This window comes from Massilia sp. IC2-278 (assembly GCF_020708045.1).
GTDB lineage: Bacteria > Pseudomonadota > Gammaproteobacteria > Burkholderiales > Burkholderiaceae_D > Telluria.
The window spans coordinates 56,204-70,967 of the sequence record NZ_JAJFES010000002.1; the positions used below are offsets into that span (position 1 = coordinate 56,204).

Consider the following 14,764-nt stretch of genomic DNA (forward strand, 5'->3'; position numbering starts at 1 on the left):
TTGCCATTTAATGGCATATATTAGTTCCAACAGATGGCAGACAAATATTCTTTCCTTGAGGAGAACGTCATGCATTTCTCACCCGCGTACCACGATAACGGCAACAAGGCCGGCAAATTCGCCCTCGTTGCCGGGCTGCACGCCCTGATTGCGATTGGCGTCGTCAACATGATGAACGGGAAGATGCTCTCGCTTCCCAGGCTGCCCGATGCGGTCACGGTCTTCACGCCGGCAAAGCCGATCGACCCGCCGCCCGTGCCGCCGGACCCGCCCACGCCGGTGCAGCGCCTTGCGCCGCCCGACATCGTGGTGCCGAAGGTCGAGATCGAGATCGCGCCGCCGCCCGTCGAGAACCCGGTGCGCACCACCTTCGAGACCGACCCGACGCCGCAGCCGCCCGCGCAAACCGGGGTCACGGACCAGCCGCCGGCCGCCTCGTCGAGCAGCGGCACGGGCAGCGGCACGAGCGGTGCGGTGCGGACCATCGCCCTGGCCGAAGCCAGCGGCTGCGCGACGCCCGCCTATCCGGCGCGCGCCGCCCGCAACGGCGACAGCGGCACCGTCGTGCTGGCCCTCCTGATCGGCACCGATGGCCGCGTGGCGAATGCCAGGGTGCAGAAGTCCAGCGGCTCGCGCGACCTCGACAAGGCCGCCCTGAACGCCCTGAGCATGTGCCAGTTCAAGCCCGCCACCAACAACGGCGTGCCCGAAGCCGGATGGGGGCAGCTGGCCTTTGTCTGGACCCTGGGCGACTGATCCGGTTCTCCCCTCTTTGCCCGCCACTCCTCAGCCTGGCGGGGTTTTTTTGCGCCTTTTTTCGCCTTTTCCTGGAAGCCTGGATGATGTCCGATCACGCATACGAGCACAAACACGAGCACGCACGCGAGCACAAACGGCGGCGCACCGGCCCCGGCGCCCTGGCCGGCCTCATCGCCTTCCTGTTCCTTGCGCTCCTGGCCTGGCTGGCGCTGCGCGACCACGGCGCGGCCGAGCGCGAGCGCCAGCAGCAGCCGCTCGCACGCGATGCGCCGGCGCAGCGCTTCTCGGCCGCGCGCGCCCTCGACCAGCTGGCCGCCATTGCGCAAACGCCGCGCCCGATCGCAAGCAGCGCCAACCGCCGCGCGCGCGAGCACATCGTGGGGCAGCTGCAGGCGCTGGGCTATGCGCCGCAGGTGCAGCGCGCCGTGGTGCAGAAGAACTACGTCGACTACAACGCCAACTACGAGGCGGTCGTCGGCGTGGTGCACAACGTGCTGGTGCGCGTCCAGGGCACAGGCGGCAGCAACGCTGGCCACCCCCGCCCTGCCCTGCTGCTGGCGGTGTACTACGACAGCGAGCGCGGCAGCCTGGGCGTGGCGCGCGGCGGCATGCCGGTGGCGGCCAGCCTGGAGATGCTGCGCGCCCTGCGCCACGGGCCGGCGCCGGCCAACGATGTGATCGTGCTGTTCGCCGATGGCGAACGCGCCGGCAGCCTGGGCATGCAGGCCTTCGCCGAACAGCACCCGTGGGCACGCGATGTGGGCCTGGCGCTGCGCTTCGATGGCGGCGGCAGCGGCGGGCCGCTCATCCTCTACAACACGCGCAATGCCAACAGCGCGGCCATCGCCGGCTGGCGCCGCGCCGTGCCCGACGTACGCGGTTCGTCGCTGATGCACGAGGTCCACCAGCTGGCGCCGGGCGCGCTGCGCATCGGCGCGCTCGACAAGCTCGGGGTGCCGGTGCTGCAGTTTGCGAATACCGGCTTGCCGCTGGACCGCGCGGGCGAACTGGATACGCTGGCGCGCCTGCAGCCGGCCACGCTGCAGCACATGGGCAGTGCGATGCTGCGGCTGGTGCATCACTTCGGGCAGGCACCGCTCGATCCACGCACCAGTGGCAGCCAGGTGTACTTCGCACTGCCCTTCGGCGCCACCGTGCACTACAGCGCCGCCCTGGCCTGGCCGCTCGCTTTTTTTAGCTGCCTGCTGCTGGCGGGTGCGGGCCGCCTGGCCTGGCGCCATGCCGGCATGCGCTACACGCCCTTCCTGCAGGCGGCGTTCGTGGTGCCGGCGCTTGCGGTGGTGCTGGGCATCGGCGCCTGGCAGCTGTGGATGCACGTGCCCGCGCTGCACCGCGCCTGGAATCCGGCCGCGCCGCTGCACGCGCTGGCCTACCTGCTGGGCGTGTGTGCGCTGGCGGCGGCCTTTTACCTGGTCGCCCAGCGCTGGCTGCAGCGCCATACCGGCGCCATGGCCGCGGCGCTGGCCGCGCTCGGCGCATTGACGGCCGTGCTGCTGCTGGCCAGCTGGCTCGCGCCCGGCGCCAGCTACCTGCTTGCCTGGCCGCTGCTGGCAGCCCTGGCCTGCTGCGCCGGCCTGCATGCGCAGCGCGTGCAAGCCTGGCCGCCGGCCGCGCGCCTGGCTTTGCTGGTGCTGGGCGTGGCGCCCGCCGTGGTGCTGGTGCCGCCGGCGCTGCGCGACAGCTTCCTGGTACTCTCGCCGCAGCGCATGAACCTGCCGGTGGCGATGCTGGCCCTGCTGCTGGGCGTGTCGACCCTGCTACTAGCGGCGCATGCGCGGCGCTACGTGGCGCGCACCCTGCTGCTGTTCGGGCTGGGCGGGCTGGCCCTGGCCGGCAGCGCCGACGAAGCGCGCGAAGCGCCCTCGATGCGCGCCAACAATCTCGTGTACTACAGGGACATGCCGAGCTGGGACGCCTACTGGCTGAAACCCGCTGGCCCGCTCGACGACTGGGAGCGCTCCTTGTTCGCCAACCTCACGCGGCCACATTATTTCGTGAGCGTGTTCGGCTGGAGCGAGCCGGAACAGTGGTATGCCTGGGCGCCGCGCAAGGGCCTCGAATTCCCGTTCATCCGCGTGCTCAGGAATGGCAAGGCGCCGGACCGCCATGCCGACTTCACGCTGGCCTCGAAGAACCGCGCACCCGAGATCACGCTGGACGTGATCAATGCCCGCGTGCTGCGCGCCACCATGAACGGGCGCACCCTGCTGGACAAGGAAGCCAAGACCCTGAAGATCATCGCGTATGGCATGGAGGACGAGACGCTGCACTTCCAGATCCGCGTGAAAGACGATCCGATCTTCGGCGTACAGGTGAAGGAGATCGTACCCGGCCTGCCCGAGCACCTGCTGCCGCCGCGGCCGGCGAACGCGCCGGCCCTGATCCCGGGCAGCGGCACCTCGGTGGCGGCGGACATGCTGTGGTTTTACTAGGGAGTGCTCTACAATGGGCGCTCCTCTATTAACTATCGCAGCAGGATTCCATGCAAAAGATCGTCTCCTCCGTTGTCGTTACCGCCCTCGCCAGCAGCCTGGCGCTCGCCTTCCCCGCCCACGCGGCCAACAAGGCGCAAGCCGCCACCGTCCAGGAAGCACCGCTGCGCGGCCACCTGGCCTTCCTCGCGTCCGACGCCATGGAAGGCCGCGGCACCGGCCAGCGCGGCGGCGAACTGACCGTCACCTATCTCGAGAGCCAGGCAATGGCTGCCGGCCTGAAGCCGGCCAACGGCAACAGCTTCCGCCAGGAGGTCAAGATCGCGGGCGTGCGTCCGCTGCCGGAAAAGAGCAACGTCGGCGTGGTCGCCGGCGGCCAGGCCCTGCCCTTGAGCTTCGGCATGGACTGGGTATGGGCGCCGGGCGATGCCAAGCCCGACCACAACATGGATGCGGAACTAGTTTTTGTGGGTTACGGCATCACCGCGCCGGAAGAAGGCTGGGACGACTTCAAGGGCCTGGACGCCAAGGGCAAGGTGCTGGTCATGATGGTCAACGACCCGGCCCCCACCGCCGCCGAGCCGAAGCGTTTCAACGGCGCCGGCCTGACCTACTACGGCCGCTGGACCTATAAACTGGCCGAAGCGGCGCGCCAGGGCGCGGCCGGCGTGATCCTGATCCACACCGACGCCTCGGCTTCCTACGGCTGGAGCGTGGTGCAGAACAGCTGGGCCGCCGCCGAGCGCTTCCAGCTGGCCGACGCCGACCTCGGCACCGGCATGCAGGGTTGGATGACCGATGCCGCCGCCCGTAAACTGTTCACGGCTGCCGGCCAGGACCTCGATAAGCTGCGCGCCGCCGCCGAGGACAAGTCCTTCAAGCCGGTCACCCTGAACGCACGCGTGAAAGGCGAAGCGCGCGCCGCCGTGCGCACGCTGAACGAATACAACGTGGCCGGCGTCGTGCCCGGCACCGATCCGAAGCTGAAGGACGAAGTCGTCATCTACAGCGCCCACTGGGACCACATGGGCAAGCAGGGTACCGAAGGCGACACCATCTTCAACGGCGCCGTCGACAATGCCTCCGGCACCGCGGGCCTCTTGGCGATGGCGCAGGAAGCCGTGCGCCATCCGGCCAAGCGTTCGCAGATGTTCCTGTGGGTGGCCGCCGAAGAGCAAGGCCTGCTGGGCAGCGCCGCCTACGCCGCCAAGCCGCTGTGGCCGGCCGATAAAACCGCCGCCAACCTGAACCTCGACAGCCTGAACTTCGTCGGCGCCGCGAAAGACATCGGCGTGCAGGGCAGCGAGCGCACCGAACTGGGCGCGATGGCCGCGGCCACCGCGAAAGCGATGGGTCTCGTGATCGCCCCGGCCAAGCCGGACCTCGCCGGCGGCTACTTCCGCAGCGACCACTTCAGCTTCGCGAAAGCCGGCATCCCGGCCTTCTCGGTCGGCGGCGGCAGCGCCTGGGTATCGAACGTGGAAGCGAACAACGCCAAGGCCAAGGCCTACCGCGCGCGCTACCACCAGGTGAGCGACGAATACGACCCGAGCTGGGACTTGGCGGGCATGGTGCAGCAGGCCCAGTTCACGCTGAACCTCGGCCGCATGATCGCCGACAGCCCGAAGATGCCGGCCTGGAAAGCCGGCGACGCCTTCGGCAAGATCCGCGCCGCCGCCAAGTAATCGCCGCGTCATAACGCAAAAGCCCGATCAACGATGATCGGGCTTTTGCTTTTGTAGGGTGGGCACCTGTGCCCACGCGGTACGGCGTATGCAAATGGCACGCTTCGCAATGCCTATCTGCGGTGAAATATTCTTTCACCCCATGCGGTAAATGAAATTTTATTTCACTCAATAATCCCGCAAACAATCCTCGCCCCGCCACCACCCAACGGCGCCGGATGATCCGCATGATTATCCCCACCCGCATGCACCATCAGCGCCTTGCCCTTCACATCGGCCAGCTTCAAGCGCGGCGCCAGCACCGGATTCATGGCCGCCCCCGAGCTCTCGACATACAGCGCCGGCAAATCGCCAATGTGCCCATCGCCCCACGGCAGCCCGTGCTTCTTGCTGCCCGTGGTATCCAGGTGCCCGCCCGCCGCGCCCGCCGGCACCGGCTTGCCATCCTTCTGGTTCGTGTCGCAGCTCTTGTTCTCGTGAACGTGGAAGCCATGCACACCCGGCGGCAGCCCATCCAGCTTCGGCGTGAACACCAGCCCGTATTTGGTTTCGCTGATGGTGACCGTGCCGGTCGACTTGCCGACACCGGCATCCGACACCGCATTCATCGTCGCGCGCATTTCGGCGGCGTGCACGGCCGCGCCGGCATAAGTGGAGCACAGCAGCGCTGCGACAATCCATTGAGCTTTCATGGCATTCCCTTTCATTGGACAGTATTTGAACGAGACAACGCGCATGAGTGTAGAGGATTCGCGCAATCGGGAGCGCTCGGCCGGAACGTCAATGCCCGGGCCGGTCGGCGCCCTGCTCCGGTGCCGCGTCAGGCTCCGGCTCTTGCCCCAGGAAGCGATTGCCAAGCCTGGTCGAGATCGACGTGATTTTGAACACCAGCCGCTCCACCATGATGCGCTCCTTGTGCGCCAGGTGCGGCTTGATCTCTTCGGCGGCCGCGGCAATGTTGGGACCGATCTGCCGTGCCATGTCGACGGCCAGCTTCTGGAGAAAACGCCTCCCAATGCCGAGCTGCCTGGCAAGTTCGACCAGATGGTCCTGCGTGAGTTTTCCGGGTTCCGATTCGCCTGCGATGTCGAATGCAAACTGTGGAGACAGCCCGGCATACACGCGAGTGCACATCATGTCGTAGAACGGCGCCAGGCGCAGCCCGCCCGGGGTCGCCAGCAAAGACAGGTTCTTTGCATGGGAATCATTGTTCCCGACGCACAAATTGAAAAACAGCCAGCGCAACAGGTTACGCCGGTCCGGTGCAGGCTGGACCGACAGGGACAGTCTTTCGTAGCAGTCCTTGAAGCTCGGTCCTCCTTCATATTCATATTTGGCTCCAGATTGCACGCCCAGCAACTGGCACAAATCGGCTTGCCACAGCCGGCGCAAGGAGCCATCCTGCTGGCGCACCCGGTCGTAACGCTCGACGAGACAGGCCTGTGCAATCGGCTGGTAATGAACGCGCGCAGTGGGCAGCCCGCACAGCGCCGCCGCGCGCATCACGATCGTTTCGTTGACGGACGAGGCGAAGGTCTTGATGTCAGGACGCCCGATGTCCGGCTTGAGGATATGGGTGGCGGGAGCATTCCCCAGGGGACGCGACGGCATGCCCTGTTCGTCCAGACAGAGCAGTATCTTGAACTGCGCGCCGGACATCGACATGCGCGGCTTGGGCATGTCTTTCACCGCTTGCTCGATGGCTTCGCGCTCGGCCGACTGGGCGCTATCGGCATGCACCAGCACCTTTACCTGTTCCCAGGTCAAGGGTTGGTAGACGGGCGGCTGCGGCGTCTCGCCTTCCGGTAGCAGCGTATAGGCGCCGGCACTCTCGCCGCCGATGCGCGCCAGCATGCCGAACACCGTGCTGACCTGTTCACGCAGGCCGATCACGGTGCGCTGCTCGCCTTCTGGCAAGAGGTTTTCAAAGAATGCGCCGATATAAGGCGTATCGATGGTTCCGGCTTGCAGCGGCACGTCGGGATGGATGGCTTCGGCTCCGCTCTTGCGCAACCATTCTTCGCTGTAGCTGAATGACAGTGGATCGGTATTGTGCAAGGTTCCGATCAAGCCATCGGGACCGTAGACCCACAAGGCAGAGGGAATGGGAAGCCGCGTTGCCATCACGATTTCCTTCTGGCCGTCAGCTCCAGTCCCAGGAGGGACAGCACATCGAACACCTTTTGTACGTGCAAAGTTTCTTTGCCTCGTTCGAGATCGATGATAAAGCGGTTGCTCAAGCCGGCCAATCCAGCAACGTCGAGTTGCGTCAGGCCTTGTTCCTTACGTACATGCCGGACCAACTGTCCAAGATGCGCCATGGTCGAGACGATTTCAGATGTGCTCATGTCGGCCTCAATGTGATACATCGCTCACATTTTAGCATTCATGCTTCTAAAAAGCTTAAAAAGTGAGTTTACGCTCACATTTTATTCTAACGGGTCGTTTGGATGACATAAAGTGAGTGATCGTACACTTTTCAGCATTGTCGATGTCTCTCGCGTCATAAAGTGAGTGATCGTACACTTTATAAGCAAAAATGGACCGGCATGTACCGGTCCATCGCGGGTCAAAGCATGAAGCAATAACTTATGGGTAATAAACCCAGCAAAGACGCTTGAAGGTCGTGCACTCGCCGGTTTCCTCGCAAATCATGCGCATGTCTTCGCACGATTCGAAGCTCGGCAAGGCAAATGCCGGCGCCATGGTCGACAGGCTGACACCCGATGCCACGGCGACGCAGAAGACTGCCTTCTTGAAGAAATTCATGATCCCTCCCCTTTTTATAGTCTGCTTGTGCGGCTGGTCTGCCTTTGCGGATTAATCCAGGCCGTAGATGCTGCACAGGCGGCGGAAGGTGCCGCAGTCGCCGCCTGCGTAGCAAGCTTCTTGCATCGCCAGGCAGGTTTCATAGGTAGGACGGGCCCAGGCTGGACCCATCGACGAGACCATGACGCCAGCGGCTACAGCAGCAGCGAAAACAGTTTTCTTCAATTTATTCATTACGCTTCTCCAGGTAGGTAGAACAGGTATGCGAATAGAATTTCATGAACTGCGCCATCAAAATAACGGCCATTGATGCTATCACTGCGGTTTTTTGATGGCAAAATATATTTTCAACCGCCTTGCATTTTGTATTTACTGATTTATGCTGAATAAATATCAGTCACGTGCCATGCATATTTTCTGGCCTATTGTCGTGTTATCGGATTAACGACACACGACAAATCACGCTGTATCCAACATGCCTTTCTTTTTCGATCCAAAGCCAGCGCGCCGAGTGCGGTGACAAACGTGTTTGCGCAATCTTGTCGCGCTATCAGTTCTCCCAACGCAAGCCATACGGCAGAGTGGCCGGTCCGAATACAAAGTGCAGTACGCGGCGCCGACCGGTGCCGGATGCTTTCGATGAGGCATGCAGGACCAGCGGACGCATGACCAGGGCGTCGCCCCGTTCGAGCACGCAGGACTCTAGCGGCTGTGCCTGACGCAATGCCGCTACCTCATCGGTTGTCAGCCTGCCCTGGAGGTGGCTACCCGCGACGAACTGCAGCGGCCCATCAGCTTCCCGGCAAGGATCGAGATGCAGCCGCACCGCCACCAGTTGCGCAAGCACCTGCGCCGGCGGCTGGACAAAGACACTGCCTTCCTTCTCCGACCATCCCTTCAAGGCAGGATGGTCGACGCGCTGCGTCACCGGGATACCGAGATCCTGGTGCATCGGCACCAGCCAGTTGCGCTCCTGCGATTTCTCGAAATAGGTGCACTGAGCAGCAACGTGGTCATCTGGCAGCAGGCTTGCAATATCGGGATGGCCGCGCAGGCGCGCAACGAGGGCCTGGCACCAGTCCTCGTGCAGGAGGCGGCGTGAACCGGCGGCATTCGGCGCCAGTTCGGCAATGGAAGACAATGCCCAGTCGCATTCGGCCGTGGTGAGGACGTCGGTCACTGCCGTGAAACCCTTGCAAGCAAATGCCTGCTTGATGCCTGGAATGCTCATGCGATCATTCAGTTTCAGCTGCCAATAACCGACATCGATCCAGCGGCCGAATTTCAGTCCGACTTCGCTGAAATGCGCAACCTTCTCGAACCCCATGCGCTCATGCAGGCGTACGCTCGCTTCGTTCGGCTGCGCGATGCCGCCAATGACGAGGTGCAGGCCGCGCTCGCGCAGTTCCGCCAGCAGTGCTCCGTATAGTTGGCGCCCTGCTCCCTGGCCCGCATGCTCCGGCGCCATATAGATTGAGCTCTCGACCGAATAACGATACGCCGCGCGGACCCGCCATTTCGTCGCGTAGGCATAGCCGGCCAGCGTGTCGCCTTCCAGCATGACCAGCCAGGGCAGCCCGGCTTCCACGACAGCGGCAATGCGTTGCGCCATCTCTGCGGCTGTCACTGGCACTTCTTCGAAGCTGATCGTGGTGGTGGCGATGTAATGGTTATAGATGGCACAGATCGCGTCGGCATCGGCAGCGCGTGCGGGACGGATGATGCGTTGTGGTGTCATGGGTCAGGAACCGTTCGGGTGGGTACACTCGGCAATTATGCCTGCTTCGGCCTTATCTCTCTGGATGGGTCTACAGCAGGTGAGAAACCGCGTCTTGCGATCTTTGCGCTCTGCCAAATCATGGAGCGAGCGTGAAAGAGAGAATCGAAAGTTGTATGCATCTCAGTGCGGGTAACGAGACCCGTATTGGGAGGCCACGACGATTACTTTTACGTCGGCATAAGGACGGCGACAAAATGAGCATACGTGTACTACTGGCATTTTGGAGCATGTGTGCCGTCACAACATCCAGCGCCCAGGACAAGGCCATTTATCCTGCACCTGCCAAACCTCTCACTGCCGAGTACACGATTTATTCAGGTGGCATTGGGGATGAGCAGCCTCCGACCATGGACGACCGCAAGCTCGCTGTCGAGGTGAAGGGCAAGGCTGCGAAAGACATCTTCGATTCGCTTTATCCGGACGTGCACGGAGTAAGTTGCGGCGATGAAAAAGGAGAGCGGCTGCGTAGGAAGAGGAAGATATGGTGTACGTATTCACCACATGGAGGTTACCGATGCTTTTTGGGTTTCAATCTGCGAACGGGTGAAAGCATTTCAGGGGGAGCTTGCTGATATTCATTCAAGCACGACCTCGGAGAACTACCCGAATGTTACGTCCGTATTACCGTTTAATATTAGCGCAGCTAGCGCTCGTCATCCTCCTGCATCCCGGTGCTGCGCTGGCCGAGGTCAGCGACAAGGAGCCGACATCCGGCCTTTTCTGGACAGTGGGGATCGGGGCAGCCATGTTATGCCTGTTGGGAACTCGCATCAAACCCTGGCTGGGAGCCGCTATCTTTGTTCTGGCTGTGCTCTGGTTCATCAGCTTGTTCGCAGAGATTCATTCTCCGGACGTTGGTCCTCATCTCCTGGGGAAACAAGGGGCTGGCTATTATTGGCAAGCGTACGCGGCATTCAGCGTAGTCGTAGGCGGATTCGTTACCGGCTATTTCTGGCATAGACGAATATCGTCCTGAATTCGAAGGGCAAAAAAAACGGCACCCGAAGGTGCCGTTCTTGTCCAGCTAGCGAAGAAGAGATTACTCCGCGTCGCCGTGATGCTCCGTGGTTTGCGCCTGAGCCTGATCTTCCATCGCCTGCAGCTCGGCAGCCATGTTGGCCTTCTCCTGCTGCAGCAGCGCCTGACGCTCTTCCGCTTCCCACACTTCCTTCTCCTTGCGGGCGCGGTGGAATGCCAGACCGGTACCGCCAGGAATCAGGCGGCCGACGATGACGTTCTCTTTCAGGCCGCGCAGACCGTCGCGCTTGCCCATGATCGCCGCTTCGGTCAGCACGCGGGTGGTTTCCTGGAACGATGCGGCCGAGATGAACGAATCGGTCGACAGCGATGCCTTGGTAATACCCAGCAGCACGTTTTCGTAGGTCGCTTGCAGTTTGCCTGCGGCTTCCATGCGGTCGTTCTCTTCCAGCAGCTCCGAACGTTCCACCTGCTCGCCGACGATGTAGTCGGTGTCGCCGGCTTCCACGATCTGCACGCGGCGCAGCATCTGACGAACAATCACTTCGATGTGCTTGTCGTTGATCTTCACGCCCTGCAGACGGTAGACGTCCTGCACTTCGTCGACGATGTAGCGGGCCAGTGCTTCGATACCCAGCAGGCGCAGGATGTCTTGCGGATCGGCCGGGCCGTCCACGATCATCTCGCCCTTGTTCACCACCTGGCCGTCGTGCACCAGCACTTGCTTGTCCTTGGTAATCAGGAACTCGTGCTTGTTGCCGTCCATGTCCGTGATTTCCAGACGCTGCTTACCTTTGGTTTCCTTACCGAAGGCAACCGTACCGGTGACTTCCGCCAGCATGCCCGCGTCTTTCGGCGAACGTGCTTCGAACAGTTCGGCAACGCGCGGCAGACCACCGGTAATGTCACGGGTCTTCTGCGATTCGGTCGGGATACGTGCCAGCACTTCACCCACCGACACCGTCTGTCCATCCTTGACCATGATCAGTGCGCCAACCTGGAAACCGATCGTCACGGCGTGTTCGGTGCCGGCGATCTTGACTTCCTGGTTTTCGTCGTTCAGCAGCTTGACCTGCGGACGCAGCACCTTGCCCGAACCGCGGCGCTTCGGATCGATCGCGACCAGGGTCGACAGACCGGTCACTTCGTCGACCTGGCGAGCGACGGTGACGCCCTCTTCCACGTTCTCGAAGCGGATCGTGCCGCCGTATTCCGTAATGATCGGACGGGTCAGCGGATCCCAGGTTGCCAGGGCGGTGCCGGCTTTCACCGTCAGGCCGTCCTTGACGATCAGGGTCGCACCGTACGGCACCTTGTGGCGCTCGCGCTCGCGGCCGTGGTCGTCCGTGATCAGCACTTCGCCGGAACGCGAAATGACGATCTGGGCGCCCTTGCCGTTGGTGACGTAACGCATGGTCGCGGTGAAGCGGACCGTGCCGTTCGACTTGGCTTCGACCGACGAGGCCACTGCCGCACGCGATGCCGCACCACCGATGTGGAAGGTACGCATGGTCAGCTGGGTACCCGGCTCACCGATCGACTGTGCCGCCACGACGCCGACTGCTTCGCCGCTGTTGACCAGCATGCCGCGGCCGAGGTCACGGCCGTAGCACTTGGCGCACAGGCCGTAGCGCGTGTCGCAGTTCAGCGGGGTGCGGACCTTGACTTCGTCGATGCCGACGCGTTCGATCTCTTCGACCATGTCTTCGTCCAGCAGCGTGCCGGCTTCGTACAGGGTTGCCTGCGTTTCCGGATTGACGACGTCGGTACCGGTCACGCGGCCGAGGATACGGTCGCGCAGCGGTTCGATGACTTCACCGCCTTCGACCATCGCCTTCATGTGCGTGCCGTTGGTGGTGCCGCAATCGTCCTCGATGACCACCAGATCCTGGGTCACGTCGACCAGGCGGCGGGTCAGGTAACCCGAGTTCGCGGTCTTCAGTGCCGTATCCGCCAGACCTTTACGAGCGCCGTGGGTCGAGATGAAGTACTGCAACACGTTCAGGCCTTCGCGGAAGTTCGCGGTAATCGGCGTTTCGATAATCGAACCGTCCGGTTTCGCCATCAGGCCACGCATACCCGCCAGCTGGCGGATCTGGGCTGCCGAACCACGGGCGCCCGAGTCGGCCATCATGTAAATCGCGTTGAACGATTCCTGGGTGCCCTCGGTGCCGTCGCGCTTGGTGACCGGCTCGACTTTCAGCTGGTCCATCATCGCCTTGCCGACTTCGTCCGAGGTCTTGCCCCAGATGTCGACGACCTTGTTGTAACGCTCGCCGGCGGTGACCAGACCCGAAGCGTACTGCTGCTCGATCTGCTTCACTTCCGCTTCGGCGGTCGCGATCATGCCCTTCTTGACGTCCGGGATCAGCATGTCGTCGACAGCGATCGAGATACCGGCGCGGGTTGCCAGGCGGAAGCCCGACTGCATCAGCTTGTCGGCGAAGACGACGGTGGCACGCAGACCGCACTTGCGGAACGACGTGTTGATCAGCTTCGAGATTTCCTTCTTCTTCAGGGCACGGTTCAGCACGCTGAACGGCAGGCCCTTCGGCAGGATTTCCGACAGGATGGCGCGGCCGACGGTCGTCTCGTAACGGGTGACCGTACGCTCGAACTCATCGGTGCCGCCCACGCGTGGGTACTCGACGATACGCACGGTGATGCGGGTCGCCAGTTCGACTTCCTTGTTGTCGTACGCGCGGATGACTTCCGACACGTCCGGGAACATCATGCCTTCGCCCTTGGCGTTGATCGCCTCGCGGGTCGCGTAGTACAGACCCAGCACGATATCCTGGGACGGCACGATCGACGGTTCGCCGTTCGACGGGAACAGGATGTTGTTCGAAGCCAGCATCAGGGTGCGGGCTTCCATCTGTGCTTCGATCGACAGCGGGACGTGGACTGCCATCTGGTCACCGTCGAAGTCGGCGTTGAACGCCGCGCAGACCAGCGGGTGCAGCTGGATTGCTTTGCCTTCGATCAGGACCGGCTCGAACGCCTGGATACCGAGACGGTGCAGGGTTGGTGCACGGTTCAGCATGACCGGGTGTTCTTTGATGACATCTTCCAGGATGTCCCAGACCACCGGTTCCTGGATTTCGACCAGTTTCTTCGCCGCCTTGATGGTCGTAGCCAGACCCATCAGTTCGAGCTTGTTGAAGATGAACGGCTTGAACAGTTCCAGGGCCATCAGCTTCGGCAGGCCGCACTGGTGCAGTTTCAGCTGTGGACCGACCACGATGACCGAACGGCCCGAGTAGTCGACGCGCTTGCCCAGCAAGTTCTGACGGAAACGACCGCCCTTACCCTTGATCATCTCGGCCAGCGACTTCAGCGGACGCTTGTTGGCGCCGGTCATCGCTTTGCCGCGACGGCCGTTGTCCAGCAGCGAGTCGACCGCTTCCTGCAGCATGCGCTTTTCGTTACGCGTAATGATTTCCGGCGCGCGCAGTTCCATCAGGCGCTTCAGGCGGTTATTACGGTTGATGACGCGGCGATACAGGTCGTTCAGGTCCGAGGTCGCGAAACGGCCGCCGTCCAGAGGGACGAGCGGACGCAGCTCCGGCGGCAGGACCGGGAGCACTTCCATGATCATCCAGTCAGGCTTGATGCCCGAACGCTGGAATGCCTCGAGCACTTTCAGGCGCTTGGCGTATTTCTTGATCTTGGCTTCGGATTTCGATTCCTTCAGTTCCACGCGCAGGGCTTCGGCATCGCGGTGGATGTCGATCGAGCGCAGCAGTTCACGGATACCTTCGGCGCCCATGTAGGCGGTGAAGTCGTCGCCGTACTCTTCGTACTTGGCGGCGTAATCGTCTTCCGACATGATCTGGCACTTCTTCAGCGGGGTCATGCCAGGATCGGTGACCACATATGCTTCGAAGTACAGCACGCGTTCGATATCGCGCAGGGTCATGTCCAGGACCATGCCCAGACGCGACGGCAGCGACTTCAGGAACCAGATGTGCGCGGTTGGCGAGGCCAGTTCGATGTGGCCCATGCGCTCGCGGCGCACTTTAGCGAGCGTGACTTCGACGCCGCACTTTTCGCAGATGACGCCGCGGTGCTTCAGGCGCTTGTACTTGCCGCACAGGCATTCGTAATCCTTGATCGGGCCAAAGATCTTGGCGCAGAACAGGCCGTCACGCTCAGGCTTGAAGGTACGGTAGTTGATGGTCTCGGGCTTCTTGACTTCACCGAACGACCACGAACGAATTTTTTCGGGCGACGCCAGGCCAATCTTGATGGCGTCGAAGCTTTCATTTTGCTGTACTTGCTTGAATAGATCGAGCAGTGCTTTCATGTATCACTCCAGAGGTGACTAAATTTCAATGCGA

General features: G+C 62.4%; 11 protein-coding genes and 1 pseudogene. 4 read left to right on the forward strand and 8 right to left on the reverse strand.

Features of this window, described 5'->3' with window-relative positions; genetic code table 11:
- Window positions 1–69: 69 nt before the first annotated feature.
- From LK540_RS05095 to LK540_RS05105, 3 genes are all read left to right on the forward strand, one after another.
- Complete coding sequence (locus tag LK540_RS05095; protein ID WP_229435972.1) at window positions 70–756, forward strand: energy transducer TonB; 687 nt, start codon at window positions 70–72, stop codon at window positions 754–756.
- Between the two features lie 83 nt (window positions 757–839).
- The gene (locus LK540_RS05100; protein WP_229435973.1) at window positions 840–3,212 is read left to right on the forward strand and encodes a M28 family peptidase; all 2,373 of its coding nucleotides are present in this window, start codon (window positions 840–842) and stop codon (window positions 3,210–3,212) included.
- Window positions 3,213–3,262: 50 nt separating this feature from the next.
- Window positions 3,263–4,897, forward strand: a complete 1,635-nt coding sequence (locus LK540_RS05105; protein WP_229435974.1) for a M28 family peptidase — start codon at window positions 3,263–3,265, stop codon at window positions 4,895–4,897.
- Between the two features lie 164 nt (window positions 4,898–5,061).
- Here the strand turns inward: LK540_RS05105 and sodC are convergent, their stop codons facing one another.
- The 7 genes and pseudogenes from sodC to LK540_RS05140 form a co-directional block, all read right to left on the reverse strand.
- Entirely contained in the window at window positions 5,062–5,589 is a 528-nt protein-coding gene (sodC, locus tag LK540_RS05110) for a superoxide dismutase family protein (protein ID WP_229435975.1), read from the reverse strand.
- A gap of 88 nt (window positions 5,590–5,677) precedes the next feature.
- Window positions 5,678–7,021, reverse strand: coding sequence for a type II toxin-antitoxin system HipA family toxin (locus LK540_RS05115; protein WP_229435976.1), 1,344 nt, complete (start codon window positions 7,019–7,021; stop codon window positions 5,678–5,680).
- The gene (locus LK540_RS05120) at window positions 7,021–7,245 is read right to left on the reverse strand and encodes a type II toxin-antitoxin system Y4mF family antitoxin (protein WP_229435977.1); all 225 of its coding nucleotides are present in this window, start codon (window positions 7,243–7,245) and stop codon (window positions 7,021–7,023) included. The genes LK540_RS05115 and LK540_RS05120 overlap by 1 nt, the downstream gene beginning before the upstream one ends.
- 241 nt (window positions 7,246–7,486) lie before the next feature.
- Window positions 7,487–7,666, reverse strand: a complete 180-nt coding sequence (locus LK540_RS05125) for a hypothetical protein (RefSeq protein WP_229435978.1) — start codon at window positions 7,664–7,666, stop codon at window positions 7,487–7,489.
- Window positions 7,667–7,717: 51 nt separating this feature from the next.
- Window positions 7,718–7,900, reverse strand: coding sequence for a hypothetical protein (locus tag LK540_RS05130; RefSeq protein WP_229435979.1), 183 nt, complete (start codon window positions 7,898–7,900; stop codon window positions 7,718–7,720).
- Window positions 7,901–8,216: 316 nt separating this feature from the next.
- Window positions 8,217–8,897, reverse strand: a complete 681-nt coding sequence (locus LK540_RS05135) for a phytanoyl-CoA dioxygenase family protein (RefSeq protein WP_229436564.1) — start codon at window positions 8,895–8,897, stop codon at window positions 8,217–8,219.
- Window positions 8,898–8,900: 3 nt separating this feature from the next.
- Window positions 8,901–9,404, reverse strand: a pseudogene (locus LK540_RS05140) (arsinothricin resistance N-acetyltransferase ArsN1 family B); the annotation flags it as partial.
- Window positions 9,405–9,535: 131 nt separating this feature from the next.
- Here LK540_RS05140 and LK540_RS05145 point away from each other — a divergent pair.
- Window positions 9,536–10,018, forward strand: coding sequence for a hypothetical protein (locus LK540_RS05145; protein WP_229435980.1), 483 nt, complete (start codon window positions 9,536–9,538; stop codon window positions 10,016–10,018).
- 467 nt (window positions 10,019–10,485) lie between these two features.
- Here the strand turns inward: LK540_RS05145 and rpoC are convergent, their stop codons facing one another.
- Entirely contained in the window at window positions 10,486–14,730 is a 4,245-nt protein-coding gene (rpoC, locus tag LK540_RS05150; RefSeq protein ID WP_229435981.1) for a DNA-directed RNA polymerase subunit beta', read from the reverse strand.
- Between the last annotated feature and the right edge of the window lie 34 nt (window positions 14,731–14,764).

Bases quoted from the DNA above. Each gene is read 5' to 3' on its own strand.
- LK540_RS05130 (WP_229435979.1), bottom strand. From the start codon at position 7,900: ATGAATAAATTGAAGAAAACTGTTTTCGCTGCTGCTGTAGCCGCTGGC.
- LK540_RS05105 (WP_229435974.1), top strand. From the start codon at position 3,263: ATGCAAAAGATCGTCTCCTCCGTTGTCGTTACCGCCCTCGCCAGCAGC.
- LK540_RS05135 (WP_229436564.1), bottom strand. From the start codon at position 8,897: ATGAGCATTCCAGGCATCAAGCAGGCATTTGCTTGCAAGGGTTTCACG.
- LK540_RS05100 (WP_229435973.1), top strand. From the start codon at position 840: ATGATGTCCGATCACGCATACGAGCACAAACACGAGCACGCACGCGAG.
- LK540_RS05120 (WP_229435977.1), bottom strand. From the start codon at position 7,245: ATGAGCACATCTGAAATCGTCTCGACCATGGCGCATCTTGGACAGTTG.
- sodC (WP_229435975.1), bottom strand. From the start codon at position 5,589: ATGAAAGCTCAATGGATTGTCGCAGCGCTGCTGTGCTCCACTTATGCC.
- LK540_RS05115 (WP_229435976.1), bottom strand. From the start codon at position 7,021: ATGGCAACGCGGCTTCCCATTCCCTCTGCCTTGTGGGTCTACGGTCCC.
- rpoC (WP_229435981.1), bottom strand. From the start codon at position 14,730: ATGAAAGCACTGCTCGATCTATTCAAGCAAGTACAGCAAAATGAAAGC.
- LK540_RS05095 (WP_229435972.1), top strand. From the start codon at position 70: ATGCATTTCTCACCCGCGTACCACGATAACGGCAACAAGGCCGGCAAA.
- LK540_RS05125 (WP_229435978.1), bottom strand. From the start codon at position 7,666: ATGAATTTCTTCAAGAAGGCAGTCTTCTGCGTCGCCGTGGCATCGGGT.